The organism is Cryobacterium sp. SO2 (assembly GCF_026151165.2).
Taxonomy (GTDB): domain Bacteria; phylum Actinomycetota; class Actinomycetes; order Actinomycetales; family Microbacteriaceae; genus Cryobacterium.
On the sequence record NZ_CP117849.1, the window covers coordinates 1,241,960 to 1,268,008 of the forward strand.

Consider the following 26,049-nt stretch of genomic DNA (forward strand, 5'->3'; position numbering starts at 1 on the left):
GCTGCATTCCGCGCCAACTAGCATGGGGGAATGGCAGTCGAACGGCGTTTCACGGGTCCGATCGACCTACATACCCACTCCAGCGTCTCCGACGGCACCGAGACCCCCTCGCAACTCGTGCGCGCCGCCGCGGCGGCCGGGCTCGGCACGGTGGCGCTCACTGATCACGACTCCACGGCGGGCTGGTCGGAGGCATCGGTCGCGGCCCGGACCGCCGGCATCGCCCTCATCCCCGGCATGGAGTTCAGCACCAGGGTCGGCCACACCAGCATCCACCTGCTGGCCTACCTGTTCGACCCGTCGGATGCGGGGATCGTCGCCGAAACCGCGCACATCCGGAAAGCTAGGCTCACCCGCGCCGAACAGATGGTGTCCCGCATCGGCGCCGACTACGCGATCACCTGGGACGACGTGCTCGCCCAGACCACCACCGGCGGCACTGTCGGCCGGCCGCACATTGCCGATGCGCTGGTCGCGAATGGGCTGGCCCTCACCCGCAGCGAGGCCTTCGCCGGCATCTTGCACTGGGAGGCCGGGTACTTCCAGCCGCATTACGCCCCGGACCCGCTGCGCGCCGTTGCCCTGGTGCGCGCGGCCGGGGGAGTGCCCGTGATCGCGCATCCGGCCACCCGTGGTGTCGCCGACGTGATGGCCGAGAGCCGACTCGCCGCCCTCGTGGCGGCCGGCCTGTTCGGCCTGGAGCTGCGGCACCGGGAGAACAAGCCGGAGGCCACCGCACGGCTGACCATGCTCGCCGAGAAGTACGGCCTGGCCATCACCGGCTCCAGCGACTATCACGGTGAGGGCAAGCCCAACCGGCTCGCCGAGAACACGACCACGCCCGAGGTGCTCGAACGTCTCATCGGCGAGGGCCGCGGTTCGGAGCCCGTGTTCGCCGCTTGAGCCAGGCCGTCCAGCCGCCCGATCCCGGCCGCTTACTTCTCGCGAGTTGCCGCAAGACGCCCCTTCGCGGGCGCTGAGGGGGCATTGTGGCGTACGTGGGCGCAGCGCACAGCACCGAGATACGTCAAACGGCCCCTTGGCGAGCTGTCAAGGGGCCGTTTGCGGCAAGTCGGTGCTGCGCGTGCGAACTACGCGGTGGGCGCCTGCGGGGAGCGGCGGCGAGTGCGGCTGCGGCGGCGCGGGGCGCTGTTGCCGTCGTGGTGCTCGGCTCCTCCGCCGTCGTGGGTGCCGGCGGACGGCGTGGCGGCGGGGGCATCCGGGTTGGTGCTGGAGCCGACCCGCGTGCGGGTGCGGGGTGCCTGGTCGGTACTGCGGGCCGAGCCCGAACGACCGGAGTCCGAACGACCGCCGGAGCGGCTGTCGCTGCGGCCGCCGCGGTTGGCGTCGCGGCCGGATGCGGCGCCGGGAACGGTCTCCTTGATCGGGGTCGCACGGAGGCGACCCTTCGACCCGGCCGGGATATTCAGGTCGGTGTAGAGGTGCGGCGACGAGGAATAGGTCTCCTGCGGCTCCGGGGTACCGAAGTCGAGGGCCTTGTTGATCAGGGTCCACTTGGGCATGTCGTCCCAGTCCACGAAGGTGACCGCGATGCCGGTCTTGCCGGCGCGGCCGGTGCGGCCCACGCGGTGGAGGTAGGCCTTCTCGTCTTCGGGGATGGTGTGGTTGATCACGTGGGTGACGTCGTCGACGTCGATGCCGCGGGCGGCGACATCCGTGGCGATCAGGATGTCTTTCTTGCCGGCCTTGAACGACGCCATGGCGCGCTCGCGCTGCTCCTGGTTGAGGTCGCCGTGCACGGCGGTGGCGTTGAAGCCGCGGTCGCCGAGCTCTTCGACGAGCTTGGCTGCGGCACGCTTGGTGCGGGTGAAGATCACGGTCTTGCCGCGGCCCTCTGCCATCAGGATGCGGCCGATGACCTCGTCCTTGTCCATGTTGTGCGCCCGGTAGACGAGGTGCTCGATGTTGGCCTGCATGAGGCCCTCATCGGGGTCGCTCGCGCGGATGTGGATGGGCTTGGTCATGAACCGGCGGGCCAGGGCCACGATCGGGCCCGGCATGGTGGCCGAGAACAGCATCGTGTGGCGGGTGGACGGCGTCTGCGAGAACAGCTTCTCGATGTCGGAGAGGAAGCCGAGGTCGAGCATCTTGTCGGCCTCGTCGAGCACCATCTCGCGCACGTTGGCGAGGCTGAGCAGGCGCTGGCTGGCGAGGTCGAGCAGGCGCCCCGGGGTGCCGACGACGATCTGCGCGCCGGCCTTGAGCTGCTCGATCTGGCCCTCGTAGGCCTTGCCGCCGTAGATGGAGACGATGGAGGTGGCGCGGTTGCCGGCGGCGAGTTCGAGGTCTTCGCTGACCTGAACGCACAGTTCACGGGTGGGCACGACGACGAGCGCCTGCACACCGGGCTCGGGGTTGAGGCCGAGCCGCTGGATCAGCGGGAGGCCGAAGCCGAGCGTCTTGCCGGTGCCGGTCTTGGCCTGGCCGATGATGTCCTGGCCGCTGAGGGCGAGGGGGATGGTCTGGGTCTGGATGGGGAACGGCTCGAGAATGCCCTTGGCGGCGAGAGCCTCGACCATGTCCTGGTCGATATTGAGTTCGGTGAAGGTCACGTGTTTTTTGCCTGTCTGGCTCGAAGCGGGATGCGCCCGTCTTCTGCTTCAGGCGCAAGTCCACCGATCCGACGCCGGTGAATGACACCAGACTATAGGGCGCCCCTGTGCAAAGGCAGGTGGCGGCTCGGCGAGCCCACCGCAAAGCACCCTCCAGAAGGGGAAGGTGGACCTATGCTTGGCTGGTGATCTCGTGGTTAGGTAAACGTCCCAAACGGGCAGAGACGCCCCGGCTGTCGGCCAGGGCTGAACGCCGAGCGACGACCAAAGTGGACATCACCGAGTTGGTGCCTGATCTGCTCACCTACCTCGGCCAGGCCGCATATTTCGAATTAGGCATGTTCGAAAGTCTGTCGACGGCCGTTATAACCGCGCCGACGCTCGCCGCCAAAGAGGGCCTGAGCCTGGCCGCCGGGCGCGCGCTGTCGAAGCACCACGGCCTCATCGACGAGATCCGCCGCCGTGACGGCGAACCGGCCACGGTGATGGGCCCGTTCGTGAGCGCCCTCGACCACTTCCGCGAGGCCACCGCCGGCGCCGATTGGCACGAGCTGCTGCTGAGCTGCTACCTCACCGGCGGACTGCTCGACGACTTCTTCATCAGGCTCTCCGACGCGCTGCCCGGCGACATCGGGCCGCGCATCGCCCACCTGCTCGGCGAGCACGGCGGCGCCGATGTGCTGGTGCACGAACTGGCCGCGGCCATCGCCGCGGAGCCGGCGCTCGAATCACGGCTGGCTCTGTGGGGCCGCCGACTGGTCGGCGACACCCTGCTCGTGGCCCGGTCGGCCATGGCCGTCACCCAGGACTCCCGCATCGAACCGGTATTCACCGAGCTGATCGCGGCGCACACCCGCCGCATGGACGGCCTGGGCCTCACGGCATAACGCGGCCTGTGCGGCACGCACAAAACACCCCCATCGAGACCGACGGGGGTGTTTCAGAGAAAACGACGTGCGACTAAGCCGGGAGGCCGGTCTTGCTGATCGTGTGCAGCATCTTGAGATCCGCGGCCTCACGGCGACGACCCAGAACCACATCGACAACGACGGCAGCGGCCGTGGCGACCACGAGGGACACCCACCAGATCCAGCCGCCGTCCCACGCCCAGCCGAGCCAGGTCAGGCCGACCCAGACCAGCGACGCGACACCCGTACCGACGGCCGGCACGAGCACGGACCCGTGCGTGAGCCGGCGGGGCAGGGCGTAACGCACCGCGAGCCCGAGCACTGCACCGCCGAGGGCGACGAACAGGAGCTCCATGGGAGTCTTACGCCACGAAGCCGACGCGGCGCGAGGACTCGGAGCCCAGCTCGACGTAGGCGAGGCCGACGGTCGGCACGATGTACACGTGCCCCTTCTTGTCACTGAGCTTGAGGTACCCGGTCTGCCCCGCGAGAGCGGCTGCGACAGTCTCCTCGATCTCGGTAGCGGGCTGGGTCGACTCGAAACTGATCTCCCGGGGGGAGTTGAAGATGCCAATGCGAATGTCCACGGATGCGCCTTTCGGTTGCCTACCCGCTCAGATTACGACATGCCCGCAGGTCGGCCGGCCACGTTCACTGTCGGCGCAACCCGTTACCGTTGGAGCGTGATGAACCCGGTGACCGAACTGCTCGATGAACCGCTCAATGACACATCTGTCGACACGTCCGGTGACACGACCGCGCTGGATGCCTCGCAGCGGTCGGTGCTCGACCTTGCCGTCGACAGATCCGCCGCCGTGATCGGCGCCCCCGGCTCCGGCAAGACGCACACCCTGGTGGAATTCGTCGCCGACCGGGTGCTGTCTCGCGGCTTCTCACCGAGCGAAGTGCTCGTGCTCGTGCCCACCCGCACGGGCGCCACGGCGCTGCGCGACAGGCTCGCCCTGCGCCTCAAGGTGCCCACCAACGGCCCGCTCGCCCGCACCATGAACTCGGTGGCGTTCCAGATCGTGCGGGACGCCGAGGTCGCCGCCGGCCGCATCAGCCCGACCCTGCTCACCGGTGGCGAGCAGGACCAGATCATCGCCGAGATCCTGGCCGGCGACATCGCCTCCGGCACCGGACCGGCCTGGCCCAGCCCGCTCGACGCCGAGGTGCGGGGCCTCCGCGGCTTCCGGACCGAGCTGCGCGACCTCATGATGCGTGCCGTGGAATACGGCGTCACCCCCGGCAGGCTGGCGGCACTCGCCGCCGACAACGCCAGGCCGGAGTGGGCGGCCGCGGCCGCGTTCATCCGCGATTACCAGGACATCAAAGACCAGAGCCGGCCCGGCCAGTTCGACTCCACCGAGCTCGTGCAGTTCGCCGCCGCGATCGTGCAGGATGCCCCGAGGCTGAGCCGGCGCCCGGCCGCAACCGACGGGCCGACGTCGCTGGCCGCCGTGTCGACCGGCAACCCGCTCGGCCCCCTCGGCGCCCTCAGGCTGATCGTGCTCGACGACGCCCAGGAGGCCACCCAGTCCACGCTCGCGCTGCTGCGCCAGTTCGCGGCCCGCGGCGTCACCGTCGTGGCCTTCGGCGACCCCGACCTCAGCACGGGGTCGTTCCGCGGCGCCCACCCGGATGCCCTCGGCCGGCTCGGTCACTACCTCGGCCTGCCCGACGTGGCCACCCTGAACCTCGACTCCGTGTACAGGCACGGCAGTGAGCTGCGCGGGGTCATCCGCGAGTTCACCGGACGGATCGGCGCCGCGGCGGCCGGAACCCAGCGTGCCGCCGGCAGCGCCGACGCGAGCACGGCCGAGGACGATGCCGACCCCGCAGCCGGAGCTGTGCAGACCGTCGTGACCACCAGCCCCGCTGACCAACTCGCCGTGATCGCCAGGCGCCTGCGCGAACGCCACGTTCTCGACGGCCTCCCGTGGGGCCGGATGGCCGTGATCGTGCGCACCGGCGCGCTCGTGCCCGCGCTCTCCAAGGGCCTGGCCGCGCTCGAGGTGCCCACCCAGGTGGCCGCGTCGCAGGCGGCCCTCCGCGACGAACCGGCCGTGCGCGCGTTCGTCCTCGCCCTCGACGTGACCCTCGGCCGCCGGCCGCTCGACGCCGACGCCGCCGCCCTGCTGCTGCGCGGCCCGCTCGGCGGCCTCGACCCGATCACCCTGCGGCGCCTGCGCGCGGCGCTGCGCCAGCTGGAACTCAGCACTGACGGCAGCCGCACCGCCGACGAGCTGCTCGTCGAGGTCTTCAGCACCCCGGCCATGCTCGAGAGCATCGACAACCGCACCGCCAGGCGCGCCGCCTCCTGCGCCAAGAACCTGCGCCAGACCCGCACGGCCTTCCTTGCCGGCGCCACCATCGAGGAACTGCTCTGGGGCCTCTGGCAGCGCAGCGGCCTCGCCCCGGCCTGGGCCGAACAGGCCACCGGCACCGGCCTCGACGCCGACGAAGCGAACCACAACCTCGACGCCGTCGTCGCCCTGTTCTCCGCGGCGCAACGCTTCGTCGAACGCACCCCGGCGGCCCCGCCCGTGCTCTTCGTGGAGCACCTCGTCGACACCGACGTGCCGGAAGACACCCTGGCCCCGCGCGCCCTGGCCGAGTCGGTGCTGGTCTCCACCCCGAGCGGCACCATCGGCAGCGACTACGACCTCGTGGTGCTCGCCGGCGTGCAGGAGAACGTGTGGCCCGACCTGCGCATCCGCGGGTCGCTGCTCGGCGCCGGCGACCTCGCCCTGCTCGCGGCCGGGGAGACGCCGGACCCGGCCGGCGCCCGCACGAGCGTGCTGCACGACGAGCTGCGTATGTTCGCCCAGGCCGCCTCGCGCAGCACGACCGAACTTCTCGTCACGGCCGTCGACAACGACGACAACCAGCCGAGCGCGTTCCTGCGGCTGCTCCCCGAACCCGACCCGAGCCCGCTGACCCGCTACCCGCTGTCGCTGCGCGGGCTGGTCGGGCGCCTGCGCCGCGACCTCACCCAGACCCTGCGCCCGCGCCTGCACCCGGCACCTGCCAGCACTCCGGGCACCACACCAGACCCGGTCGCCGCGCTGCCCACCGTGCTACCGGCCAGGGCCACGGATGCCGCCGCCACGCTGGCCCGCCTCGCCGGCGAGAAGGTGCCCGGCGCGTCACCCGACGACTGGTACGGCCTGCGCCCGGCCAGCACCGCCAGACCGCTCAACGACCCCGAGGCCGGCGACGGCCCGGTGCGCGTCTCACCGTCACGGATGTCGGCGTTCGAGACCTGCCCGCTGCACTGGCTGATCGGCCAGATCGGCGGCGGCGACTCGAGCACCGCCGCCAACCTCGGCACCATCATCCACAAGGTGATGGAAGACGCCACCGACCCGGCGCACGCCGCCGACCCCGCCCAGATCACCGCGGATGCGCTCTGGGCCGGCGTCGAGGCGCGCTGGGGCGAACTCGTCTTCGATGCCGACTGGCAGTCCCGCGTGCAGAAGACCCAGGCCCGCGAGCTCACCGACCGGCTCGCCGCCTACCTCGGCGACGGCGCCCGCGACGGCACCCGGCTGCTCAGCGCCGAGGGCCGGTTCGCCCTCGAGCTGGACGGCGCCGTGCTCTCGGGCACCATCGACAGGGTGGAACGGCTGCCGGACGGTCGCGCCGTGATCGTGGATCTCAAGACCGGCAAGGGCGACCCCACCAGCGACAGCGGGGTCGCCGAGCACCCGCAGCTCGGCGCCTACCAGCTGGCGTTCTCGGCCGGCGTCATCGACGGCCTCGAACCGGGCATGGAACTGGCGGGCGCCCGGCTGGTGATCGTGTCCTCCGGCACCCAGAAGCAGAACTACCGCAACCCCACCCAGCCGGCCTTCACCCCGGAGGAGCTCGCGGCCTTCACCAAGCGGGTCACCGACGACGCGGCCGGCATGGGCGGTGCCACCTTCGTGGCCGAGATCGCCGACCACTGCCTCGACCCGCGCTCCTACGGCTCGTGCCGCATCCACGTCATCAAGCAGGTCAGTTCATGAGCACCCCAGCCACTACCACCGAAGCCAGCCCGACCAGGTCGGTCTCCTCCGTCAACATCTCCGCCCTCGACATCGCCGCGGCATTGGGCATGTTCCCGCCCACCAGCGAACAACAGGCCGTGATCGAGGCCCCGCTCACCCCCACCCTCGTGGTGGCCGGCGCCGGCAGCGGCAAGACCGAGACCATGGCCAACCGGGTGCTCTGGCTGCTCGCCAACGGCCATGCCAGGCCCGACCAGATCCTGGGGCTCACCTTCACCCGCAAGGCCGCCGGTGAGCTCGCCGAACGCATCAATGGGCGCATCCGCCAACTCAGCGAGGCCGGGCTGATGCCGTCGGCCGGCACCGACGGGGGAGTGGCCCTGCCGGGTGAGCCCGGGTCGGTGCGGACCCTCGACTCCGCCGACCTGTTCAACGCCCCAGCGGTCTCCACCTACAACTCCTTCGCCAGCCGGCTGTTCACCGACAACGCCCTGCTGCTCGGCCGCGAACCGGAGTCGGTGCTGCTCAGTGAGACCAGCGCCTGGCTGCTCGCCCGCCGGGTGGTGGTAGCCAACGGCGATGGTCGGCTGGTGCAGTACGGCAAGGGCGTCGACGCCGTCACGGATGCCGTGCTCTCGCTCAGCCGCGCCCTGGCCGAGAACCCACCCCCGTTCGTGCCCGGCGAGGAGCCCGTGCCGCACGACCTCGCCCGCCTGGCGCAGAGCTTCGGCTACCTCGCCGAGCTGCCCTACGGCAACCCGCGCAAGAAGAAACCGTACGACTCCGTGCTCGAGGCCATCGCGGCCGTGGCGCCGCTGCCCGTGCTGGCCGAGCTGGCGGATGCCTACGGGTGCGAGAAGCGCCGCCAGGGACTGATCGAATTCTCCGACCAGGTGGCCCTGGCCCTGCAGGTCTGCCGCAAGGTGCCTGCAGTGGTGTCCCGCTACCGCGACCAGTACCGCGTCGTGCTGCTCGACGAATACCAGGACACCTCCGTGCTGCAGACCGAGCTGCTGCGCACCCTCTTCGCGCACCACCCGGTGATGGCCGTCGGCGACCCGCACCAGTCCATCTACGGCTGGCGCGGCGCCAGCTCCGCCAACCTGCTCGGCTTCTCGACTGACTTCGCCGGGCTGGCCAACACCGAGGCGCCCTCGATGTCGCTCTCCTACACCTGGCGCAACCCGGTCACGGTGCTCGAGACCGCGAACGCTCTCGTCGCCCCGTTGAGCGCGCAGCTGCGCGCCCGGCCCAACGGCATCCAGGTGGAGACCCTCAAGGTGCCCCGCGGCAAGGCCGCCGGTCAGGTGCAGGCGGCCATGCACGAGAGCATCGCCGACGAGGCGGCCGCGATCGCCCGGTGGTTCGCCGCCAGGCTCGGCAGCGGTCCAGACGGCAGAGCCGGCGAACCCGACACCGAGCCGGAGTCCGGTGCCATGCTCTTCCGTGCCCGCCGGGACATGGAGTTCTACGCCGAGGTGCTGCGCGAACACGGTGTGCCCGCCCACGTGCTCGGGCTCGGCGGACTGCTCTCCACCCCCGAGGTGGCCGACGTGCTCGCCGTGTTGCGGGTGGTGCACGACCCGTCCGCCGGCAGCGACCTGATCCGGCTGCTCACCGGCGGTCGCTGGCGCATCGGCGTGCGCGACCTGCAGGCCCTCTCGAACGTGGCCGGCTGGCTGGCCACCCACGACTGGGCGCAGAAGGCCGTGCCCGACGACCTCAAGGCCAAGCTGCGTGCCTCCGTGGCCACTGAGGAAAGCCGGTCGCTTGTCGACGCTCTCGACTTCGTCGCCTCCGCCCCCGAAACACACGGGCAGCTGGCCGATTTCAGCGACGACGGCCGGCAGCGACTACGCCAGGCCGGACGCCAGCTGGCCTGGCTGCGCAGCCGCGCGAGCCTCGGCCTGCTCGACTTCGTGCGCCTGATCGAGCAGGAGACCCTGCTCGACCTGGAACTGGTCGCCAACGAGAGCCACGGCCGGGCCCTGGCCAACCTGTATGCATTCCACGACGCGGTGTCGGCGTTCCTCGACAGCGATGAGCAGGGCACCCTGGCCAGCTTCCTACGCTGGCTGGCCCGCGCGGAACGCCAGGACGACCTCGGCCCCCGCGGCGAGGCCGCCGAACCCGGAACCGTGCAGCTGCTCACCATCCACGGTTCCAAGGGACTGGAATGGGATTACGTGGCCATCCCCGGGCTGACCGAGAAGAACCTGCCGGCGCCATCCCGCGAAACGACCGGCTGGTTGCGCTTCGGTGAACTGCCCTACCCGTGCCGGGGCGACCGAGCCGAGCTGCCCGAGCTGCGCCGCCTCGGCCACGAGACCCAGCTCTCCTTCGACATCGACTTCGAGCTCTACAAGCAGGAGCTCGCCGACCGGCACGACGCCGAGGAACGGCGCCTGATCTACGTGGCCACCACCAGGGCCCAACAACAGTTGCTTCTCACCGGGGCTTTCTGGGGCGGCGGCACAACGGTGCGAAAGCCCAGCCGGTATCTACTCGAGCTGGCCGAGGCGGGCCTCATCGCCGAGCTGCCGGAGGGCAGCGAGCACGAGGACAAACCCGTCACCGACGAGGACGCCACCGAAGTCTGGCCGTTCGACCCGCTCGGCAACCGCCGGGCGGTCGTGGAGGCCGCGGCCGCGCTGGTGCGCGCGCACGACGATGGCACGGACACCGTGACCACGGACACGCCCTGGTCGCGGGAAGTGACCCTGCTGCTCGCCGAACGGGCCCAGCGCCTGGCCGGGCCCGGCTCACTCGACCTGCCCACCCGCATCCCGGCGTCACGGTTCAAGGATTACGTCGACGACCCGGCTGCCGTGTTGGCCAAGCTGCGCCGGCCGATGCCCGAGCGGCCGTACCGGGCCACGCGCCTGGGCACGCTGTTCCACTCCTGGGTGGAGCAGCGCTCGACCGGGGCCTCGTCCGGCGACCTCATCGACGTCGGGCCGGGGGAGCTGGACCTCGACCAGGATGCCGACGGTGACGGCATGCCGCTCGAGCTGGAGCAGTTGGACAGGTTCAAGGCCACCTTCGAGAGGTCCCCGTGGGCCGCACTGGCGCCGGAGGAAGTGGAGATCGAGATCCACCACGTGCTGGGTGATCAGGTCTTCATCTGCAAGCTCGACGCCGTCTACAAGACGCCGACCGGGTACCACGTGGTGGACTGGAAGACCGGCAAGGCGCCCAAGGACGCCGCAGACCTCGAACTCAAGCAGACCCAGCTGGCGCTGTACCGGCTCGCCTACGCGCGCTGGAAGGGCATCGACCCTGCCATCGTCGACGCCGTGTTCTACTTCGTCGCCGACGACACCATCGTGGCGCCCGAGCGGCTCTACTCCGAGGACGACCTTCTGCGGGCCTGGTCGTCGGTGGCCGCGTCGTCCGTCGCCGCGGCGTCGCCGACGGTGGACACCGGGCCGGTGGAGTCGTCGGCATAGTCGGTGCCGCCGGCCTCGACGGAGCCGTTGCCCACGATTCCGATGTCGGGAGCGTTGAAACCGGTGCCATCGAAGCTCGTCACCCTGGCGAACGAGCCGGTGTCGGCGAAGTCGCTGGTGCCGTACTCGTCGTTCTCGAAGTCGTTGCGGCCGGCCGACTCGTTCGCCTGCGTGCGCGGGGTGTCTTCGAGCATCGACTCCACATCCGACACGCTGAGGATCGGGCCGGTCTCCGGGGAGAGTGAGTTCATGGTGTGGCTGTGCACGTTGTCGACGAGTCCGTCGAGCATCGAGACGGCGTCGTCGACGATGGCCTCGTCGTGGGTGTCCACGCCGTGCAGCAGCCAGCGGGCCAGCTCCAGCTCGGCGTAGAGCATCGCCCGCTGGGTGATCAGCGGGTCGTTGCCCTGGCGGGCCGCCGCGTAGGTGGCAATGGCCGTCTCGGCCGCGTCGCCCCGGGCGGCGAGCAGCCAGTTGAGGTCGCGGGCCGGGTCGCCGACGCTCAGGGCCGACCAGCCGAGCACCGCACACACGGCGTCGTCACTGATCAGGAAGGACTCCGCGGCCAGCGACCCGTGGATCACCGTGGGCGTGAACTGCCAGAGGCTGTCGTCGTCCGTGGCGAGTTCCCAGCGGCGCAGCAGTGCGGCGGGCAGCTTGCCGGTGCCGGCAGCCCGGTCGATCAGGTCGATCGTGGAGGTGCGGCAGTCCAGGGCGCTCTGCTGTACGAGGCCGGCATCGCCGATGAACGCCGTCGGCAGTCCGTGGATGGCGGCGATGGCACGGCCGATCGACCCGGACACGCCCTCGTGGCCGGTCAGGGCATCAGCGTCGTATGAGGCGCCCGGCAGGCGCTCGTAGACCACGGCGCGGGTGCCCTCGAAGGGGGCCTGGCCCACGAACACCGGCACGTCGAACGGCAGCCGGCTGCGGTTGCCCGTCGTGAGGGCACGCAGTGCCACGAGGTCCGCGGACTGCTCGGTCTCTGCGGCCTGCGACGTGGGAACCCGGATGATCAGCTCCTTCTCATCGCGGGTTATCAGCAGGGCGGAGTCGAACGACCCGCCGCTGCCGAGACTGTGGTTTCGGGCGTGGGCGACGTCGAGCTCCGGCACTGCATTGGTGGCCAACGCGGCTAGAGTGAGATGGGATCTGGCCATGCCTTATAGGTTAGGTCGAGTTCCTCCCGGTGAGGCCATTCGCCACGCCTGCAGTCAACTTCGGCACGTGTTGCCCGATCCTTGAGGGGTCTCATGTCGTTCAGGTTCACGGCCAGGCTGCCATTGTCCAGGCACGCGGTCGATCGCGACAATGACGCGCGCGCCGAACCCGAGCTGTTCGAGCGGCTCTGGGCGGATGCCGGCACCCGCGTGCTGCCGCTGTGGAAGGGCAAGGCGCTGCTCGACGCATCCGCCGCGGGCGTGGCGCCCAGACTCCTGCTCCTGACGCCGGCCGACCTGCCCGGCGTGCTGCCGGCAGCCGCCCTGCGCGTCTACCTCGGTCGTTCACTCGACGCCGAGGCCGCCGAACCTGTCGGCACCGCGCTCGTGGCCGTTCCGCTGGACGCCGAGCAGGCCGCCGCGCTCGAACCCGACGACACCCGCTGGGTGGGCCTCCGCGACTACGCCACCCTGCTCTCCGACCGGGACACCGGAATCCTCACCGAATCCCTCGGCATCCTGCACTGGCACGACTCCCACCCGCACTGCCCGCGCTGCGGCGCCGCCACCGAAGTGACGAGCGGCGGCTGGGTGCGGCACTGCCCGGTCGACGGCAGCCAGGTCTTCCCGCGCACCGACGCGGCCGTGATCGTGCTCATCACCGACGGCCTCGACAGGGTGCTGCTCGGCTCCAACGCCATGTGGGAGGCCAACCGGTACTCGCTGCTGGCTGGCTTCGTCGAACCCGGCGAATCCTTCGAGTCCGCCGTCGTGCGCGAGGTCTTCGAGGAATCCGGCATGCGCGTCGCCGACCCCGTCTACCAGGGGTCGCAGCCGTGGCCATTCCCCGCGTCGATCATGGTCGGTTTCACCGCCAGGCTCGCCGACGGCCAGCACTCGGCCGGTCTCGTGCCAGACGGCACCGAGATTTTGGACCTGCGCTGGTTCAGCCGCGCCGAGCTGTCCGACCCCGAGAACGGCATCATGCTGCCCGGCACCTCGTCGATCGCCAGGGCCCTCATCGATGACTGGCTGGCCAGGCCCGCGCCGGTGGCGCCCGACGCCGCTGCCGGGCAGGGGAACCCGGGTGTCTGACCCGTTGCCTCCCACCGCCGAGTCCCTGCTCACGGGACTGGACGAACAGCAACGCGTGGCCGCCGAGGCGCTGATCGGGCCGGTCTGCATGCTCGCCGGCGCCGGAACCGGCAAGACCCGGGCCATCACGCACCGCATCGCCTACGGCGTGATGAGCGGCGCCTATTCGCCCAACCGGGTGATGGCGCTCACCTTCACCGCCCGCGCCGCCGCCGAACTCCGTGGCCGGCTCCGGCAGCTCGGCGCCGGCGGCGTCGCCGCGCGCACCTTCCACGCGGCCGCGCTGTCGCAGCTCAACTACTTCTGGCCCCACGTCGTCGGCGGGCAGGCGCCACGCATCCTCGAGGGCAAGGGCCGGCTGCTCGGCCACGCCGCCGAGGTCCTCAAGCTCAAGCTCGATACCGCCACCCTGCGTGACCTCGCCGGCGAGATCGAATGGCGCAAGACCAGTGGCCTCAGCCTCGAGCAGTACGCCACGGCCGGCCGCGCCCTGCCCGGCCGGCTCGACATCGACCAGACCCTGGACATGCAGGCCGGGTACGAACGGCTCAAGGACGACCGCAAGCAGATCGACTTCGAAGACGTGCTGCTGGCCATGGCCGGCATGATCGAAGCCGAACCGTCAGTGGCGCTGCAGGTGCGCGAGCAGTACAGGTTCTTCGTCGTCGACGAGTTCCAGGACGTCTCTCCGCTGCAGTACGACCTGCTGAAACTGTGGCTCGGTGACCGGCGTGACCTGTGCGTGGTCGGCGACGCCAGCCAGACCATCTACTCGTTCGCCGGCGCGCGCAGCGACTACCTGCTCGACTTCCCCAAGCACTACGAGGATGCCACCGTGGTGCGCCTCGAACAGAACTACCGCTCCACCGCGGCCATCGTCGCCACCGCCAACCAGCTCATGCGGGGCCGGCCCGGCGCTCTGTCGCTGCAGGCTGCCGTCACCGAGTCCGGCGCGGAACCCGCCGTGCGGGAATACCCCAACGACATGGCCGAGGCCCGCGGGGTGGCGCAGAGCATCTTCGAACTCGTCGAGTCCGGGGTGGCACCGGAGGACATCGCCGTGCTCTACCGGGTCAACGTGCAGGCCGCGCTGCTCGAGACCGCGCTCGGCGACGTGGGTGTGAGCTACCAGATCCGCGGCTCCCGGCGGTTCTTCGACCAGCCCGAGGTGAAGCAGGCGGTGATGTCGCTGCGCGCCGCATCAGTGTCGATCATGGGCGAGCCGCTGTTCAAATCGGTCAGCGACGTGCTGCGCGGCCTCGGCTGGAGCCAGACCGCACCGGAGACCCGCGGCGCTGTGCGGGACCGCTGGGAGGCACTCAACGCCATCATGGGGCTCGTCGACCAGGCAGCCCCCGGCACCACGTTCCGGCAGTTCACCGACGAGTTGATGGAACGCCAGGCCGGTCAGCACGAACCCACCGTCGCGGCGGTGACCCTGGCCACCCTGCACTCGGCCAAGGGTCTGGAATGGGACACCGTGTTCGTGGTCGGGCTCTCCGAGGGGCTCGTGCCGATCAGCTATGCCGGCACCTTCGAGCAGGTCGACGAGGAACGCCGGCTGCTTTATGTCGGCGTCACCCGCGCGCGCAAACGACTCTCGCTCAGCTGGTCCGCGGCCGGAACCCAGCAGCGTTCCCCGCGAGAACGATCACGTTTTCTGGCAGAAATCGGCATCCGCACCGCTCGTGCGGCCGGTGCGCGCGGCGCCTGACCATCAGGGTCTCCGCGTCGATCGCCAGCGACGCCGCCGCGAACTCGTTCGACGCGGCGAACAGCCGTTCGTGCACGATGCCGGCGACGGCCGTGGCGACCTCGATGCCCAGCCTCGTCGTCTCCGTCGGCGCCGTGCGATGCAGCAGCTGACTGGCGATGGCGGGCCAGGCCGGGTCGTCGTCGACCCTCTCGAGCTCCAGGCAGGTCAGGCACGGGCCGGCGCCGGGTTCCACCAGCGGTCCGACGCGCGCCTCGGCGTCGCTGAACAGCACCGGCAGGTGGGGCACATCCCTGCGCAGCCAGCGGCCGTGCCGCTCGGGTGCGAGCACAAAATGATCCACGATCACGGCCAGGTCCGGCGCCATCCGGCCGGGCGCCTGTTCCTGCGCGCCCGCGGACACGACGCCGACGCCCAGGTCGGTCAGCAGGCCCCGGATGCGGTCGGCGGTGTGGCCTGCTCCGTCGACGCACACAACGGGCCGGGGGCCGGATGCGTCCGGCCCGGTCGGCGGGCTGAACCAGCTCGACGTCACGGCCGCGGGCTCACCGCGCCGCACCTGGCGTCGGTCGACGGTGACCAGCGCGGGGGCCAGGGCGCGCAGCAGGGCAATGGTTGCCGCATCCGTCGCCCCGGCCTGCCGGCCGAGCATGAGTGCCCCCGACCGGGGCACCCCCACCCGCAACGCGGCGATCACACTCTCCAGCGGTGCCGTCACCCCCGGCACTATCGCCAGCGGGCGGTCGATGCCCAGCTGGATGGTGTCCGGGGTGCGCCACACGAGCGGGTACCGGGGGTCAAGTCGAAGAATCATCCGGCGATCTTCCCCCAGGACGCAGGGATCGCGTCGAATCCGTCCACAGGCCACCGCCCGAGCCCTCGGGCTGCACCGACGCACGGCACGGAATGCGCAGGTCAACCCCAGACTCCGGCCCTAGGCTGACGCAATGACAGACACGACTGCCCTCCGAATCCTGGTCACCGGCGCCACCGGGTACATCGGCGGCCGCCTGGTGCCCAAGCTGCTCGAGGCCGGCCACGAGGTGCGGGTGCTGGTGCGCTCGCCCCAGAAACTGCTCGACGTGCCGTGGGCGCACGACGTGGAGATCGTCGAGGGCGACCTCGGCGACCGGGCCTCGGTCGCCGCCGCCAGCGCCGGCATCGACGTGTTCTACTACCTCGTGCACTCGATGGGCGCAACGGGCGACTTCGAGCAGACCGAGCGCACCGCGGCGCGCAACGTGGCCGCCGCCGCGGCCGAGGCGCAGGTGTCCCGCATCGTCTACCTCGGCGGTCTGCACCCGGACAGCCCCACCCTCTCACCGCACCTGCGCTCGCGCGCCGAGGTCGGACGCATCCTGCTGGCCTCCGGCGTGCCCACAGTGGCATTCCAGGCCGGCGTCGTCATCGGCTCGGGTTCCACCTCGTTCGAGATGATCCGGCACCTCACCGACGTGCTGCCGTACATGCCGGCGCCCCGGTGGGTGCGCAACTTCATCCAGCCGATCGCCGTGCGCGACGTGCTCTACTACCTCGTGGCCGCCGCGGTCCTGCCGGCCGAGGTGAACCGCACCTTCGACATCGGCGGGCCCGACGTGCTGCGCTACGGCCAGATGATGAACGGATACGCCGTCGAGGCGGGGCTCCACCAGCGTCCCATCGCCCCGCTCCCGGTGCTCACCCCGTGGCTCGCGTCGCAGTGGGTTAACCTCGTCACCCCGATCCCGCGCAGCCTCGCGGTGCCGATCATCGCGTCGCTGCAGTACGACTGCGTGATGCACGACCACGACATCGACGCGGTCATCCCGCCGCCCGAGGGCGGACTCACCACCTACCGCCGGGCCGTGCGCCTGGCCCTGGGCCGCATGCGCGACGGCGATGTGGAGACCAGCTGGCAGAACGCGGCCACAGAGGGTGCCTCGAGCAACCCGCTGCCCAGCGACCCCGACTGGGCCGGCCACCTCGTCTACACCGATATCAAGGAGAAGAGCACCTCGGCCAAGCCGGCCGACCTGTGGCGGGTCATCGAGAGCATCGGCGGCGAGAACGGCTGGTACTCCTTCCCGCTGGCCTGGGCCGTGCGCGGCTGGATGGACAAGGTCGTCGGGGGAGTGGGCCTCCGGCGCGGACGCCGGCACCCCGACCGGCTGCAGACCGGCGACGTGCTCGACTTCTGGCGGGTCGAACGCATCGACCGGGGAAGTTTCCTGCGGTTGCGCGCCGAGATGCGGGTGCCAGGCCGCGCCTGGCTCGAGATGCGCGCGGAGCCCACCGCCGACGGCGGCTCGATCTACCGCCAGCGCGCCGTGTTCTTCCCGCGCGGCCTCGGCGGCCGGCTGTACTGGTTCTCGATCCTGCCATTCCACGGGGTGATCTTCAGTGGCATGGCCAACCGCATCACGGCCGCCGCCGAGACCGAGACCGAGGCCGCCGCCGTTGACGCGGATGCGGATGCCGTCGTGGCCGCCGCCGAGGCCGTTGCCGCCGAGGCTGCTCGCAGCTGACCTGGCCCGGCCAGCGCGGGCTGTCACCCCCCCAAAAAAAAAGTTCTGCACAACCTTGTTTCTGCCCAGACAAACGTTCGTTGTTGAGTTATTCTCAATATATGCCCACCATCGCAGATTCCTTCACCTCCGACCCGGTGCTTTCCAGCACCGGGCCCGGTGCGGTCCCGGCTGCGGATTCCCTGATGGCGGCGGTTTCCGCGGTCGACGAATTGGGTTCGTGCAGTGCAGATTACGACGCGTTGAGTGATGCGGAACTGCTGGCCGGGCAACGGGATTTGGCCCGGTTGCGGGGCCTGGTGGAGACCCGGTCGGTGTGGCTGGCGAAGACCCTCGCGCACCGGTCCCGGCGGGAGCTGGGCCAGCAGGGACTGGCGGCCCGGCAGGGCTTCCTCTCGCCGGATGAGCTGATTCAGGAGATGACCGGGTCAACCCGACAGGATGCCCGCAAGCTCGTGGACGTGGGCCGGATGCTCGGCGATGCCGAGGCCGCGCAGGAAGCGCAGGCCGCGCGCGCGGCCCAGGCGGAGGACGAATCGGCCATCGCGCCGGGTCTGTTCGATGAATTCACGTCGCTCGAGGAGCCGGTGGCCCTGCCGTGGCACGCACCGATCTCCGACGCCGTGAGCACCGGGGCCCTCTCGGTCGCGGCCGCGCACGCGATCCGAACCGGCCTGGGCGACATCGATTCCGTCGTCACCGGCCAGACCCTCGCCGACGCGGTGCGCACACTCCTGGAGGAGTCCCGGCGGATGAACGTGGACGCGCTGCTCAAGCGCTCCCGGCGGATGCGGGACTCGCTCGATGAGGCCGGCATCGCCATCCGGGAGCAGAAGGCCTGGGACGACCGGTATCTGCGGGTGTGGAAGACTCCGTCCGGGCAGGTGCACATCCACGGTTTGTTCCCACCGGAGCAGGGCGAGTTCATCATCGCGGTCTACGACAGCCTCACCGGCCCGCGCCGCGGCGGCGTGAGGTTCGTCGACCCGGACCGGGCCGCGTGGGCCAAGGCCGTGCAGGACGACCCGCGCAGCACCGAACAGATCGCCGCCGACACCTTCATCGACCTCCTCAAGGCCGGCACCGAGGTCAACCCCAACCGGATGCTCGGCGGCCGCACCCCCGCCGTGCGGGTGCTGACCACTGAACCCGACCAGCGCCCCGTCAGGCGCCCCGCGCCCGCACCCGTAGCAGCGAGTGCGCCGGAACCAGACGACATCCTCGTGGCGATCCCCGACGGCACCGGCCACGGCTACATCGAAGGCAACCCGGCACCGGTGTCAAAGGAGAGCATCGACCGATTGATCTGCACCTCAGGCACCGTCGAGGTCGTCTTCGACACCGACGGCCAGCCGCTGAACCTGGGCCGGGAGGAGCGAATCTTCAGCCAGGCGCAACGGCTGGCCCTGGCCGCGCGCGACGGCGGCTGCAGGTGGGGCACGTGCGACCGGCCGCCCTCCCGCACCGAAGCCCACCACCTCGAACACTGGGCCCGCGACCACGGCCATACCGACATCCGCCTGGGCATCCTGCTCTGTCCACCACACCACCGCCTCCTGCACGCCCAGGGCTGGCAGATCTTCGAGCATCACGGCCGGTACTGGCTGCGGCCACCGGCATCCGTCGACCCCGGCCAGGTACTCATCGAACTTCACGGCACGCACTCCGCCACCCCCGAGCGGGAGCAGAACCCGCGGGAGTAGCGGCACCCGCTGGGGGCAGGTTGCCAGCTTGGACCCTAGCCAGCGACCACCCGTGAGCGCATCATGGAAGGCAAGCGGTGAGGAGTCGCACATGGCTGGAGTTGTGGTGTTCGTGGGTGACGGCCTGAGCGCGGGCGCACGCTGGGATGAGAGGTTCCCCGAATTCGAGGTGCACAACCTCGGCGTGAGCGGCGATACGACCGATGAGGTCATCGCCCGGCTCGATTCCGTCGCCGAGACTGACCCAGACGCCGTCGTCTTGCAAGTGGGTACAAACGACGTCGGCTGGCAACGCTCGGACGAATACATCGTGCGCAACATCGAGACCATTCTCTGGACCCTGCACAAGAAACTCCCCGTCACCCGGTTGCTCGTGCAATCGGTGCCGCCACGCGAGCAAGAATTCGTGCCCCTGATCCGCACGATCAACTGCCACGTGCGCCAGTTCGCGCCCACGGTGAAGGCCCACTACCTCGACCTCTGGCCGGCCCTGGCCGATTCCGAGGGAAAACTCAGCGCCGAATGGTCCACCGACAGCCTCCATCTCACCGAGGCCGGATACGTCGTCTGGCTCTCCGAGCTGCGGCCGGCACTCGTCGACCTGCTCGAGAGCCCGCAGACCCTGCCCATCAGCACCCAACCGGCCTGACCCGTCTTGCAGGCACAACCGGTCGAGACATCCGGGTTGCGCCCGCCGCGGTGGCTAGCATGAAGGCATGCGCAGACCCGTTCGTCTCATTGCCAGCCTCGCCTTCGCCGCTCTCACGCTCGCCGGGGTAGCCGGTGTCGGCGGTGCAGGCGCCGCCGCGGCGACGGCTCAGCCCGCGCAGGGCTCCACTGTGGCTGCGCCCTCCGTCCGACTCCTGCCGGCCGGCGTCGACGACTTCACCTTCGTTTCCCTGCACGCCGACTACACACTCGGCCGCGACGACGAGGGCCACTCCACCCTGGCCACGACCGAGACGATCGTCGCCCGGTTTCCCGAGACCGACCAGAACCACGGAATCCGGCGACAGATTCCCACCCACTACGACGGTCAGCCGACCGGCCTGTCCATCGACAGCGTCACCGACGAGACCGGCGCGGCCAGGGACTTCGAGACCGAGACCATCACCGATGACACCGACGCCGAATTCCTCAGCGTCACCATCGCTGCCGACGACTTCGTGCACGGCGACCAGACCTACGTCATCAGCTACAGCCAACAGCATGTCATCCTCTACCCCGACGACGCGGCAGATCAGGAGTTCTACTGGGAGGTGAACGGCACGGGCTGGGCCCAGCCGTTCGGCAGCGTGTCGGCAAGTCTGCACGTGGCACCCGAACTCGTGTCGGCGCTCACCGGCCAGACGGCCTGTTACCAGGGCGGCACGACATCCGGAGCGGCCTGCGACACCCTGGCCGGCGCTGCGGATGGCGACGAGTGGGTCATCGAGGCCGGCGCGAACGACCTGGGACCGCACGAGGGTCTCACCCTGGCCGTGGCGTTCGACGAGGGCACCTTCGTGCCCAGGGACGACTCGTTCACCGCCAATCCGTTCCCCACCATCGCGCTCCTCGCCGCGCTGGCCGCGCTGGCAACGGCCGGGATCGGCGTCGTCGTCCGCGGTACCCGGTGGCGCAATCAGCCCGGCCGCCCCACGATCATCCCCGAGTACCTGCCGCCGGCCGGCGCCAACCTGCTGCAGTCCGGCGACGTGCTCGGCGCCAGGGCCGCCGGCAAGGCCCTCACCGCCCAGTTCCTGCAATTCGCCGTGAACGGCAACGTGCGCGTGCTCGAGGGCGACGGCAAGAACCACTATCTTCTCGAGCTGCGCTCCCGGGCGAACCTGGATCCCACCGAACGAGCGGTGCTGGATGCCCTGTTCTCGGCCCGCCAGAAGATCGGCGCTGTGCGCGACCTCAAGAAGAAGAGCACCACGCTGGGCACGGCGCTGCAGAAGGTGCGCAGGGATGCGCGCAAACAGATGCTCGGCGACGGGCTGCGGGAGAAGAAGGGCGGCGCGGTGCGCCGGTGGTTGATGATCGCGGCCATCGTCACCGGTCTCGTCGCCGTGGTCGCGAGCATCGTCGCGTTCGCCACCGAGGTGGCCGGGGCCTGGCCGGCCCTGTTCCTGGCGGCAGGACTGGCCGGCGCCATTGTTACGCTTGCAGTGACCGGCGATGTTCGACCGCTCACCGCTCGCGGCGCCGAACTCCGCGACTACCTGAAGGGCGTCATCGTGTACATCTCGCTGGCCGAAGCCGACCGGCTCCGTGTGCTGCAGAGTCCCCAGGGCGCCCTGCGCACGCCCTACCGGCCGGAGGCCGGAACCGCTGTTGCGACCACGGAACCCGTGCAGGTGCTCAAGCTCTACGAACGGCTGTTGCCGTTCGCGGTGCTCACCGGTGAAGAGAAGCAGTGGTCGAAGGTACTCGGCGACTACTACGCCGGCACCCGCGAGCAGCCCGACTGGTACGTCGGCAGCGCACCGTTCAACGCCGTCTACTTCGCGACCGGCGTTTCCGCGTTCGCCAGCTCCACCTCGTCGGCCTGGTCGGGGAGCGCGTCGAGCTCGTCCAGTTCCGGGTCAGGCGGCGGTGGATCCGTCGGCGGCGGCGGCGGCGGCGGCGGGGGAGGGGGCGTCTGATGGGCACCCCGGCAGAACCCACCTACACCCGCTCCGCGCTCGCCCCCGGCCTGCTCGGGGCCATCGCGCTGCTGGCCGGACTGGCCCTGCTCGACGTGGACAGTTTCGTGATCATCCGGTACGTCGTCAGCATCCTGGCCCTGATCATCTGCGTGTTCGTCATCCAGGCGAAGAGCTGGTGGTGGCTCATCGGCCTGGTGCCCATCGCCGTGCTGTGGAACCCGATCGTGGTCATCGAGCTGCACGGGCAGGGCTGGGTGTCCGCGCAATTCATCGCGGCCCTGGTCTTCATCATCGTCGGCATCCGGACAAAGGTCCCGGTACCGATGCACCGATGAATCCGGGTGCGGGCATAGACTGAGAGCACGTCTGGAGAACCCGGTTGGTGTCTCGACCGTGGCCCCGCAGAGATCAGCGCATTCGTAGCTGACCGATGCGGCGTCGCGTTGCTCGATTCTGGGGTTCGGCGTATCGATCGCAAAGGCATCCTGCGGATGCGAACACGACGAGCGCGCATGTTTGTACGCGCTGGTGTGAAGTGGAGAAAAATGGCCTACACCCGCCCCCACGGAGCGGGCCGCGCTGGCGCCGGCAGCGGTCGAACACGTCAACGTCCGCGCTCCCGCGACGACGACGCCCCCATCATCCCGATCCTCGCCCGCAAGGTGCGCGAGGTCGAGGCCAAGGCGCAGAGCGGTGCCAAGCTCGGCCCCACCAACCGCACCAAATACCAGGTCATCGCGCTGCTGATGCGCGAGGAACGCGCCAGGGTGAAGGCGGACGGCGAACTCACCGACGCGAACCGCGCCGAACTGCTCAAACGCCTCGACGGCATTGCCCAGATCCTTGCGAAGACCGCCGCCCGCGACACCAGCCTGATCACCCTGCTCGAACCGGATGCCGGCGTCTCCACCGTCGCGCAGCGGTTCCGCCGGGACTGGCTGCTGGAATCCGGCGCCGACCTCAGCCCGGACGAACTCATCATCACCCGCGAACCCGAGGCCAAGCCAGAGGTGCCGCAGAACCAGGTCATCCCACAGTCGGTGCGGGCCCGCCAGTTGGCGAACCCGTTCCTCGCGCCGGACTTCAGTGCCGTTCAGGCCGCCCCGGTCTCCTCCGCCCGCCGGCTCGCCAACTGGGAACTGCTCGGCCCGCTCTTCAAGTCCTTCGAATACGGCTCCGGCGGCCAAGCCGCCAGCATGGACTTGCCGGAAGCGCCGCTCGTCGACAGGCTCTCCCCGCCCGGCATGGAACTCATGCGTCACCAGGCCCGCTTCATCGAGAGCGCCCGCCTCGGCCAGCGCAGCTACCTGCTCGCTGACGAGCCCGGCCTCGGCAAGACCGCGCAGAGCCTTCTCGCCGCATCCGTGGCCGGCGCCTACCCGCTGCTGGCGATCGTGCCCAACGTCGTGAAGATGAACTGGGTGCGCGAGGTCGAACTGTGGACCCCGCACCGCCGCGCCACCGTCATCCACGGCGACGGCGACACCCTCGACGCCTTCGCCGACGTTGTCGTGGTCAACTACGACGTGCTCGACCGGCACCTCGCCTGGCTCGGCACCCTCGGCTTCAAGGGCATGGTCGTCGATGAGGCCCACTTCATCAAGAACCTGCAGTCGCAGCGCTCCAAGCACGTGCTCAGCCTCGCCGACCAGATCCGCCGCCGCACCCCGGGCAACAACCCGCTGCTGATGGCGCTCACCGGTACCCCGCTGATCAACGATGTCGACGACTTCCGCGCCATCTGGCAGTTCCTCGGCTGGATCGACGGCGACAAGCCCACCGCCAAGCTCATGCAGCGCCTCGAGGAGACCGGGCTCACCCCTGCGGATGCGGGCTTCTACGCCGCTGCCCGCTCGGCCGTCATCGACATGGGCATCGTGCGCCGCCGCAAGGTCGACGTGGCCGCCGACCTGCCCGCCAAGCGCATCGCCGACCTGCCAGTCGAGCTCGACAGCGAACTCGGCCGCTCCATCCAGAAGGCCGAACGCGAACTCGGCGCCCGCCTGGTCAAGCGCTACAACGCCCTCGTGGCCGCCCGCCACCCCGGCGTGAAGGCCCCGGTCCTTTCTGACGACGAACGCACCGCGTACATCCGCGCCGTCGCCCACGCCGACCTCGAAGAGTCCAAGGGCACCAGCACCGGTGAGAACGTCTTCACGATGGTGCGCAAGATCGGCCAGGCCAAGGCCGGACTCGCCGCGGACTACGCCGCACAGCTCGCACACTCGGTGGGCAAGGTCGTCTTCTTCGCCAAGCACATCGACGTGATGGATGCCGCCGAGGAGATCTTCGCCAAGCGGGGCCTGCGCACAGTGTCACTGCGCGGCGACCAGAGCGCCCTGGCCCGCCAGGCGGCGATCGACTCCTTCAACACCGACCCGGAGGTCGCTGTTGTGGTGTGTTCGCTCACCGCCGCCGGCGTCGGCGTGAACCTCCAGGCCGCATCCAACGTGGTGCTCGCCGAACTCAGTTGGACCGCGGCAGAGCAGACGCAGGCCATCGACAGGGTGCACCGCATCGGCCAGTCCGAACCGGTGACGGCGTGGCGGATCATCGCCGCGCACACCATCGACGCGCGCATTGCCGAACTCATCGGCAGCAAGCAGGGCCTCGCGGCCCGCGCGCTCGACGGCGCCGACGACGAGGTGTCGCCAGCCGATTCCGTGCAAGCCAGCGCGTTGGCCTTCGTGCTCACGCAGGCGCTCGACGGAGAGCTTTAACACCGGGCCGGAAGTCCCTACCCCCGAGCAGCGCCGCCGGTGTTGACTTGATCCAGGCATGAGCCCGCCACCATGATGGGGACGGGCAATCTGCCGAAATATACATGCATGCACTAAGGAGTAGCCAGATATGAAGATCGGTATCCTCACCAGCGGTGGAGACTGCCCGGGCCTCAACGCAGTGATTCGGGGTGCTGTCCTCAAAGGAGGCCGCGCGTACGATTCCGAGTTCGTGGGCATCCGCAACGGCTGGAGAGGACTGGTGCAGGGCGAGTTCATGAAACTCGACCGGCACAGCGTTCGTGGCCTGTCGCGCCAGGGCGGCACCATCCTCGGCAGCTCGCGCACGAACCCCTACGAGGGCGAGAACGCGGGACCGGAGAACATCCAGAAGACCATGGACGCTGAGGGTATCGACGCCATCATCGCCATCGGTGGCGAGGGCACCCTCACGGCCGCCCGCCGCCTCACGGATGCCGGCCTCAAGATCGTCGGCGTGCCGAAGACCATCGACAACGACCTCGCCGCCACCGACTACTCCTTCGGCTTCAACACCGCCGTCGAGATCGCCACAGAGGCCATCGACCGGCTGCGCACCACGGCGGACTCCCACGGCCGGTGCATGATCGTCGAGGTCATGGGCCGCCACGTGGGCTGGATCGCCCTGCACTCCGGCATGGCCGGCGGCGCACACGCCATCCTCATCCCCGAGCAGCCGCAGACCATCGAACAGATCTGTGCCTGGGTCGAGAGCGTCCGCGACCGCGGCCGCGCCCCGGTCCTCGTCGTCTCCGAAGGCTTCCTGCTCGCCGAAATGGGCGAGGCCCACTCGCACAAGGGCCTGGACGCGTTCAACCGTCCCCGCCTCGGCGGCATCAGCGAACTCATCGCCCCCATGGTCGAAGAGCGCACCGGCATCGAGGCCCGCGCGACGGTCCTCGGCCACACCCAGCGCGGTGGCGCCCCGTCGGCCTACGACCGGGTGCTCGCCACCCGCCTCGGCATGGCAGCGGTCGACGCTGTCGTCGACGGCAAGTGGGGATCCATGGTCTCGCTCAAGGGCACCGACATCCACACCGTCAGCATCGCCGACGCCACCATGGACCTCAACCGGGTCACTCAGGCGCGCTACGACGAAGCCGCAGTGCTGTTCGGCTAAACCCCGCAGCACGAACGCAGACTGCCCGGGCGACTGATGTCGGCCGGGCAGTTCTTGTTGTCGCGGGCAGTTCTTGTTGTCAGTGGAGCCTTATCGTCAGTCGACGGTCAGGCTGCGGGCGCGAGCTTGGCCTGCACCTGCGCGAGCGACGGGTTCGTCGCGGCCGAGCCATCCGGGAAGAGCACGGTGGGCACGGTGCGGTTGCCGCCGTTGAGGCTCATCACGAGCTCGGAGGTGCCGTCGACCTCCTCGACGTTCACCTCGGTGTAACCGATGCCAACCTTGTCGAGCTGGCTCTTCAGGCGCGAGCAGTAGCCGCACCAGGTGGTGGTGAACATCGTGATAGTTCCGGTCTCAGGCACAAAATCCATGCATACAGCGTAACCGAGGAATCGGGGAAAACGCTTGCGGCCGCCAGCTGGGCCGCTCGCTACGA

General features: G+C 69.9%; 19 protein-coding genes. 13 read left to right on the plus strand and 6 right to left on the minus strand.

The window, feature by feature from the left end; all coding sequences use genetic code 11:
- The first annotated feature begins 30 nt into the window (after positions 1-30).
- Entirely contained in the window at positions 31-903 is an 873-nt protein-coding gene (locus BJQ94_RS05730) for a PHP domain-containing protein (RefSeq protein ID WP_265398585.1), read from the plus strand.
- A gap of 188 nt (positions 904-1,091) precedes the next feature.
- Here the strand turns inward: BJQ94_RS05730 and BJQ94_RS05735 are convergent, their stop codons facing one another.
- Positions 1,092-2,573, minus strand: coding sequence for a DEAD/DEAH box helicase (locus tag BJQ94_RS05735; protein ID WP_265398584.1), 1,482 nt, complete (start codon positions 2,571-2,573; stop codon positions 1,092-1,094).
- Between the two features lie 269 nt (positions 2,574-2,842).
- On the opposite strand from BJQ94_RS05735, the gene BJQ94_RS05740 reads away from it, so the two are divergent.
- Complete coding sequence (locus BJQ94_RS05740; protein ID WP_265398583.1) at positions 2,843-3,460, plus strand: ferritin-like fold-containing protein; 618 nt, start codon at positions 2,843-2,845, stop codon at positions 3,458-3,460.
- A 73-nt stretch (positions 3,461-3,533) separates the two neighbouring features.
- Here BJQ94_RS05740 and BJQ94_RS05745 read toward each other — a convergent pair whose 3' ends face one another.
- A complete protein-coding gene (locus BJQ94_RS05745; protein ID WP_265398582.1) occupies positions 3,534-3,836 on the minus strand; it encodes a hypothetical protein in 303 nt (100 codons plus the stop codon).
- 7 nt (positions 3,837-3,843) lie between these two features.
- On the minus strand, positions 3,844-4,068 hold the full coding sequence (locus BJQ94_RS05750; protein WP_265398581.1) for a DUF3107 domain-containing protein: 225 nt from the start codon (positions 4,066-4,068) through the stop codon (positions 3,844-3,846).
- Between the two features lie 99 nt (positions 4,069-4,167).
- Between BJQ94_RS05750 and BJQ94_RS05755 the strand changes: the two genes are divergently transcribed.
- Positions 4,168-7,494, plus strand: a complete 3,327-nt coding sequence (locus BJQ94_RS05755; RefSeq protein WP_265398587.1) for a UrvD/REP family ATP-dependent DNA helicase — start codon at positions 4,168-4,170, stop codon at positions 7,492-7,494.
- A complete protein-coding gene (locus tag BJQ94_RS05760; protein WP_265398580.1) occupies positions 7,491-10,925 on the plus strand; it encodes an ATP-dependent DNA helicase in 3,435 nt (1,144 codons plus the stop codon). The genes BJQ94_RS05755 and BJQ94_RS05760 overlap by 4 nt, the downstream gene beginning before the upstream one ends.
- Here the strand turns inward: BJQ94_RS05760 and BJQ94_RS05765 are convergent.
- Positions 10,820-12,085 (minus strand): phosphotransferase, encoded by a 1,266-nt coding sequence (locus tag BJQ94_RS05765; protein WP_265398579.1) that lies wholly within the window; start codon positions 12,083-12,085, stop codon positions 10,820-10,822. The genes BJQ94_RS05760 and BJQ94_RS05765 overlap by 106 nt on opposite strands.
- A 93-nt stretch (positions 12,086-12,178) precedes the next feature.
- On the opposite strand from BJQ94_RS05765, the gene nudC reads away from it, so the two are divergent.
- Together nudC and BJQ94_RS05775 are read left to right on the plus strand one after the other, a co-directional pair.
- On the plus strand, positions 12,179-13,180 hold the full coding sequence (nudC, locus tag BJQ94_RS05770) for an NAD(+) diphosphatase (RefSeq protein ID WP_265398578.1): 1,002 nt from the start codon (positions 12,179-12,181) through the stop codon (positions 13,178-13,180).
- Positions 13,173-14,894 (plus strand): ATP-dependent helicase, encoded by a 1,722-nt coding sequence (locus tag BJQ94_RS05775; protein WP_265398577.1) that lies wholly within the window; start codon positions 13,173-13,175, stop codon positions 14,892-14,894. Before nudC ends, BJQ94_RS05775 begins: the two co-directional genes overlap by 8 nt.
- Here the strand turns inward: BJQ94_RS05775 and BJQ94_RS05780 are convergent.
- Positions 14,785-15,708 carry a TOMM precursor leader peptide-binding protein gene (locus BJQ94_RS05780; RefSeq protein ID WP_265398576.1) on the minus strand — a complete coding sequence of 308 codons (924 nt, stop codon included), beginning with the start codon at positions 15,706-15,708 and terminating at the stop codon, positions 14,785-14,787. The genes BJQ94_RS05775 and BJQ94_RS05780 overlap by 110 nt on opposite strands.
- Before the next feature lie 133 nt (positions 15,709-15,841).
- Here BJQ94_RS05780 and BJQ94_RS05785 point away from each other — a divergent pair, with 133 nt between their 5' ends.
- From BJQ94_RS05785 to BJQ94_RS05815, 7 genes are all read left to right on the plus strand, one after another.
- Positions 15,842-17,398: an SDR family oxidoreductase gene (locus BJQ94_RS05785; protein WP_265398575.1), complete on the plus strand. Its 1,557-nt coding sequence runs from the start codon at positions 15,842-15,844 to the stop codon at positions 17,396-17,398.
- Positions 17,399-17,499: 101 nt separating this feature from the next.
- Positions 17,500-19,101, plus strand: a complete 1,602-nt coding sequence (locus BJQ94_RS05790; protein ID WP_275875567.1) for an HNH endonuclease signature motif containing protein — start codon at positions 17,500-17,502, stop codon at positions 19,099-19,101.
- Between the two features lie 91 nt (positions 19,102-19,192).
- Complete coding sequence (locus BJQ94_RS05795) at positions 19,193-19,750, plus strand: GDSL-type esterase/lipase family protein (protein WP_265397713.1); 558 nt, start codon at positions 19,193-19,195, stop codon at positions 19,748-19,750.
- Positions 19,751-19,817: 67 nt separating this feature from the next.
- Positions 19,818-21,731, plus strand: coding sequence for a DUF2207 domain-containing protein (locus BJQ94_RS05800; protein ID WP_265397714.1), 1,914 nt, complete (start codon positions 19,818-19,820; stop codon positions 21,729-21,731).
- On the plus strand, positions 21,731-22,069 hold the full coding sequence (locus tag BJQ94_RS05805; protein ID WP_265397715.1) for a DUF6804 family protein: 339 nt from the start codon (positions 21,731-21,733) through the stop codon (positions 22,067-22,069). Before BJQ94_RS05800 ends, BJQ94_RS05805 begins: the two co-directional genes overlap by 1 nt.
- Before the next feature lie 210 nt (positions 22,070-22,279).
- Positions 22,280-24,454, plus strand: a complete 2,175-nt coding sequence (locus BJQ94_RS05810; RefSeq protein WP_265397716.1) for a DEAD/DEAH box helicase — start codon at positions 22,280-22,282, stop codon at positions 24,452-24,454.
- A 130-nt stretch (positions 24,455-24,584) separates the two neighbouring features.
- A complete protein-coding gene (locus tag BJQ94_RS05815; RefSeq protein WP_265397717.1) occupies positions 24,585-25,613 on the plus strand; it encodes a 6-phosphofructokinase in 1,029 nt (342 codons plus the stop codon).
- A gap of 107 nt (positions 25,614-25,720) precedes the next feature.
- On the opposite strand, the gene BJQ94_RS05820 is transcribed toward BJQ94_RS05815, so the two are convergent.
- Positions 25,721-25,984, minus strand: a complete 264-nt coding sequence (locus tag BJQ94_RS05820) for a mycoredoxin (RefSeq protein WP_088455649.1) — start codon at positions 25,982-25,984, stop codon at positions 25,721-25,723.
- Positions 25,985-26,049 lie beyond the last annotated feature (65 nt).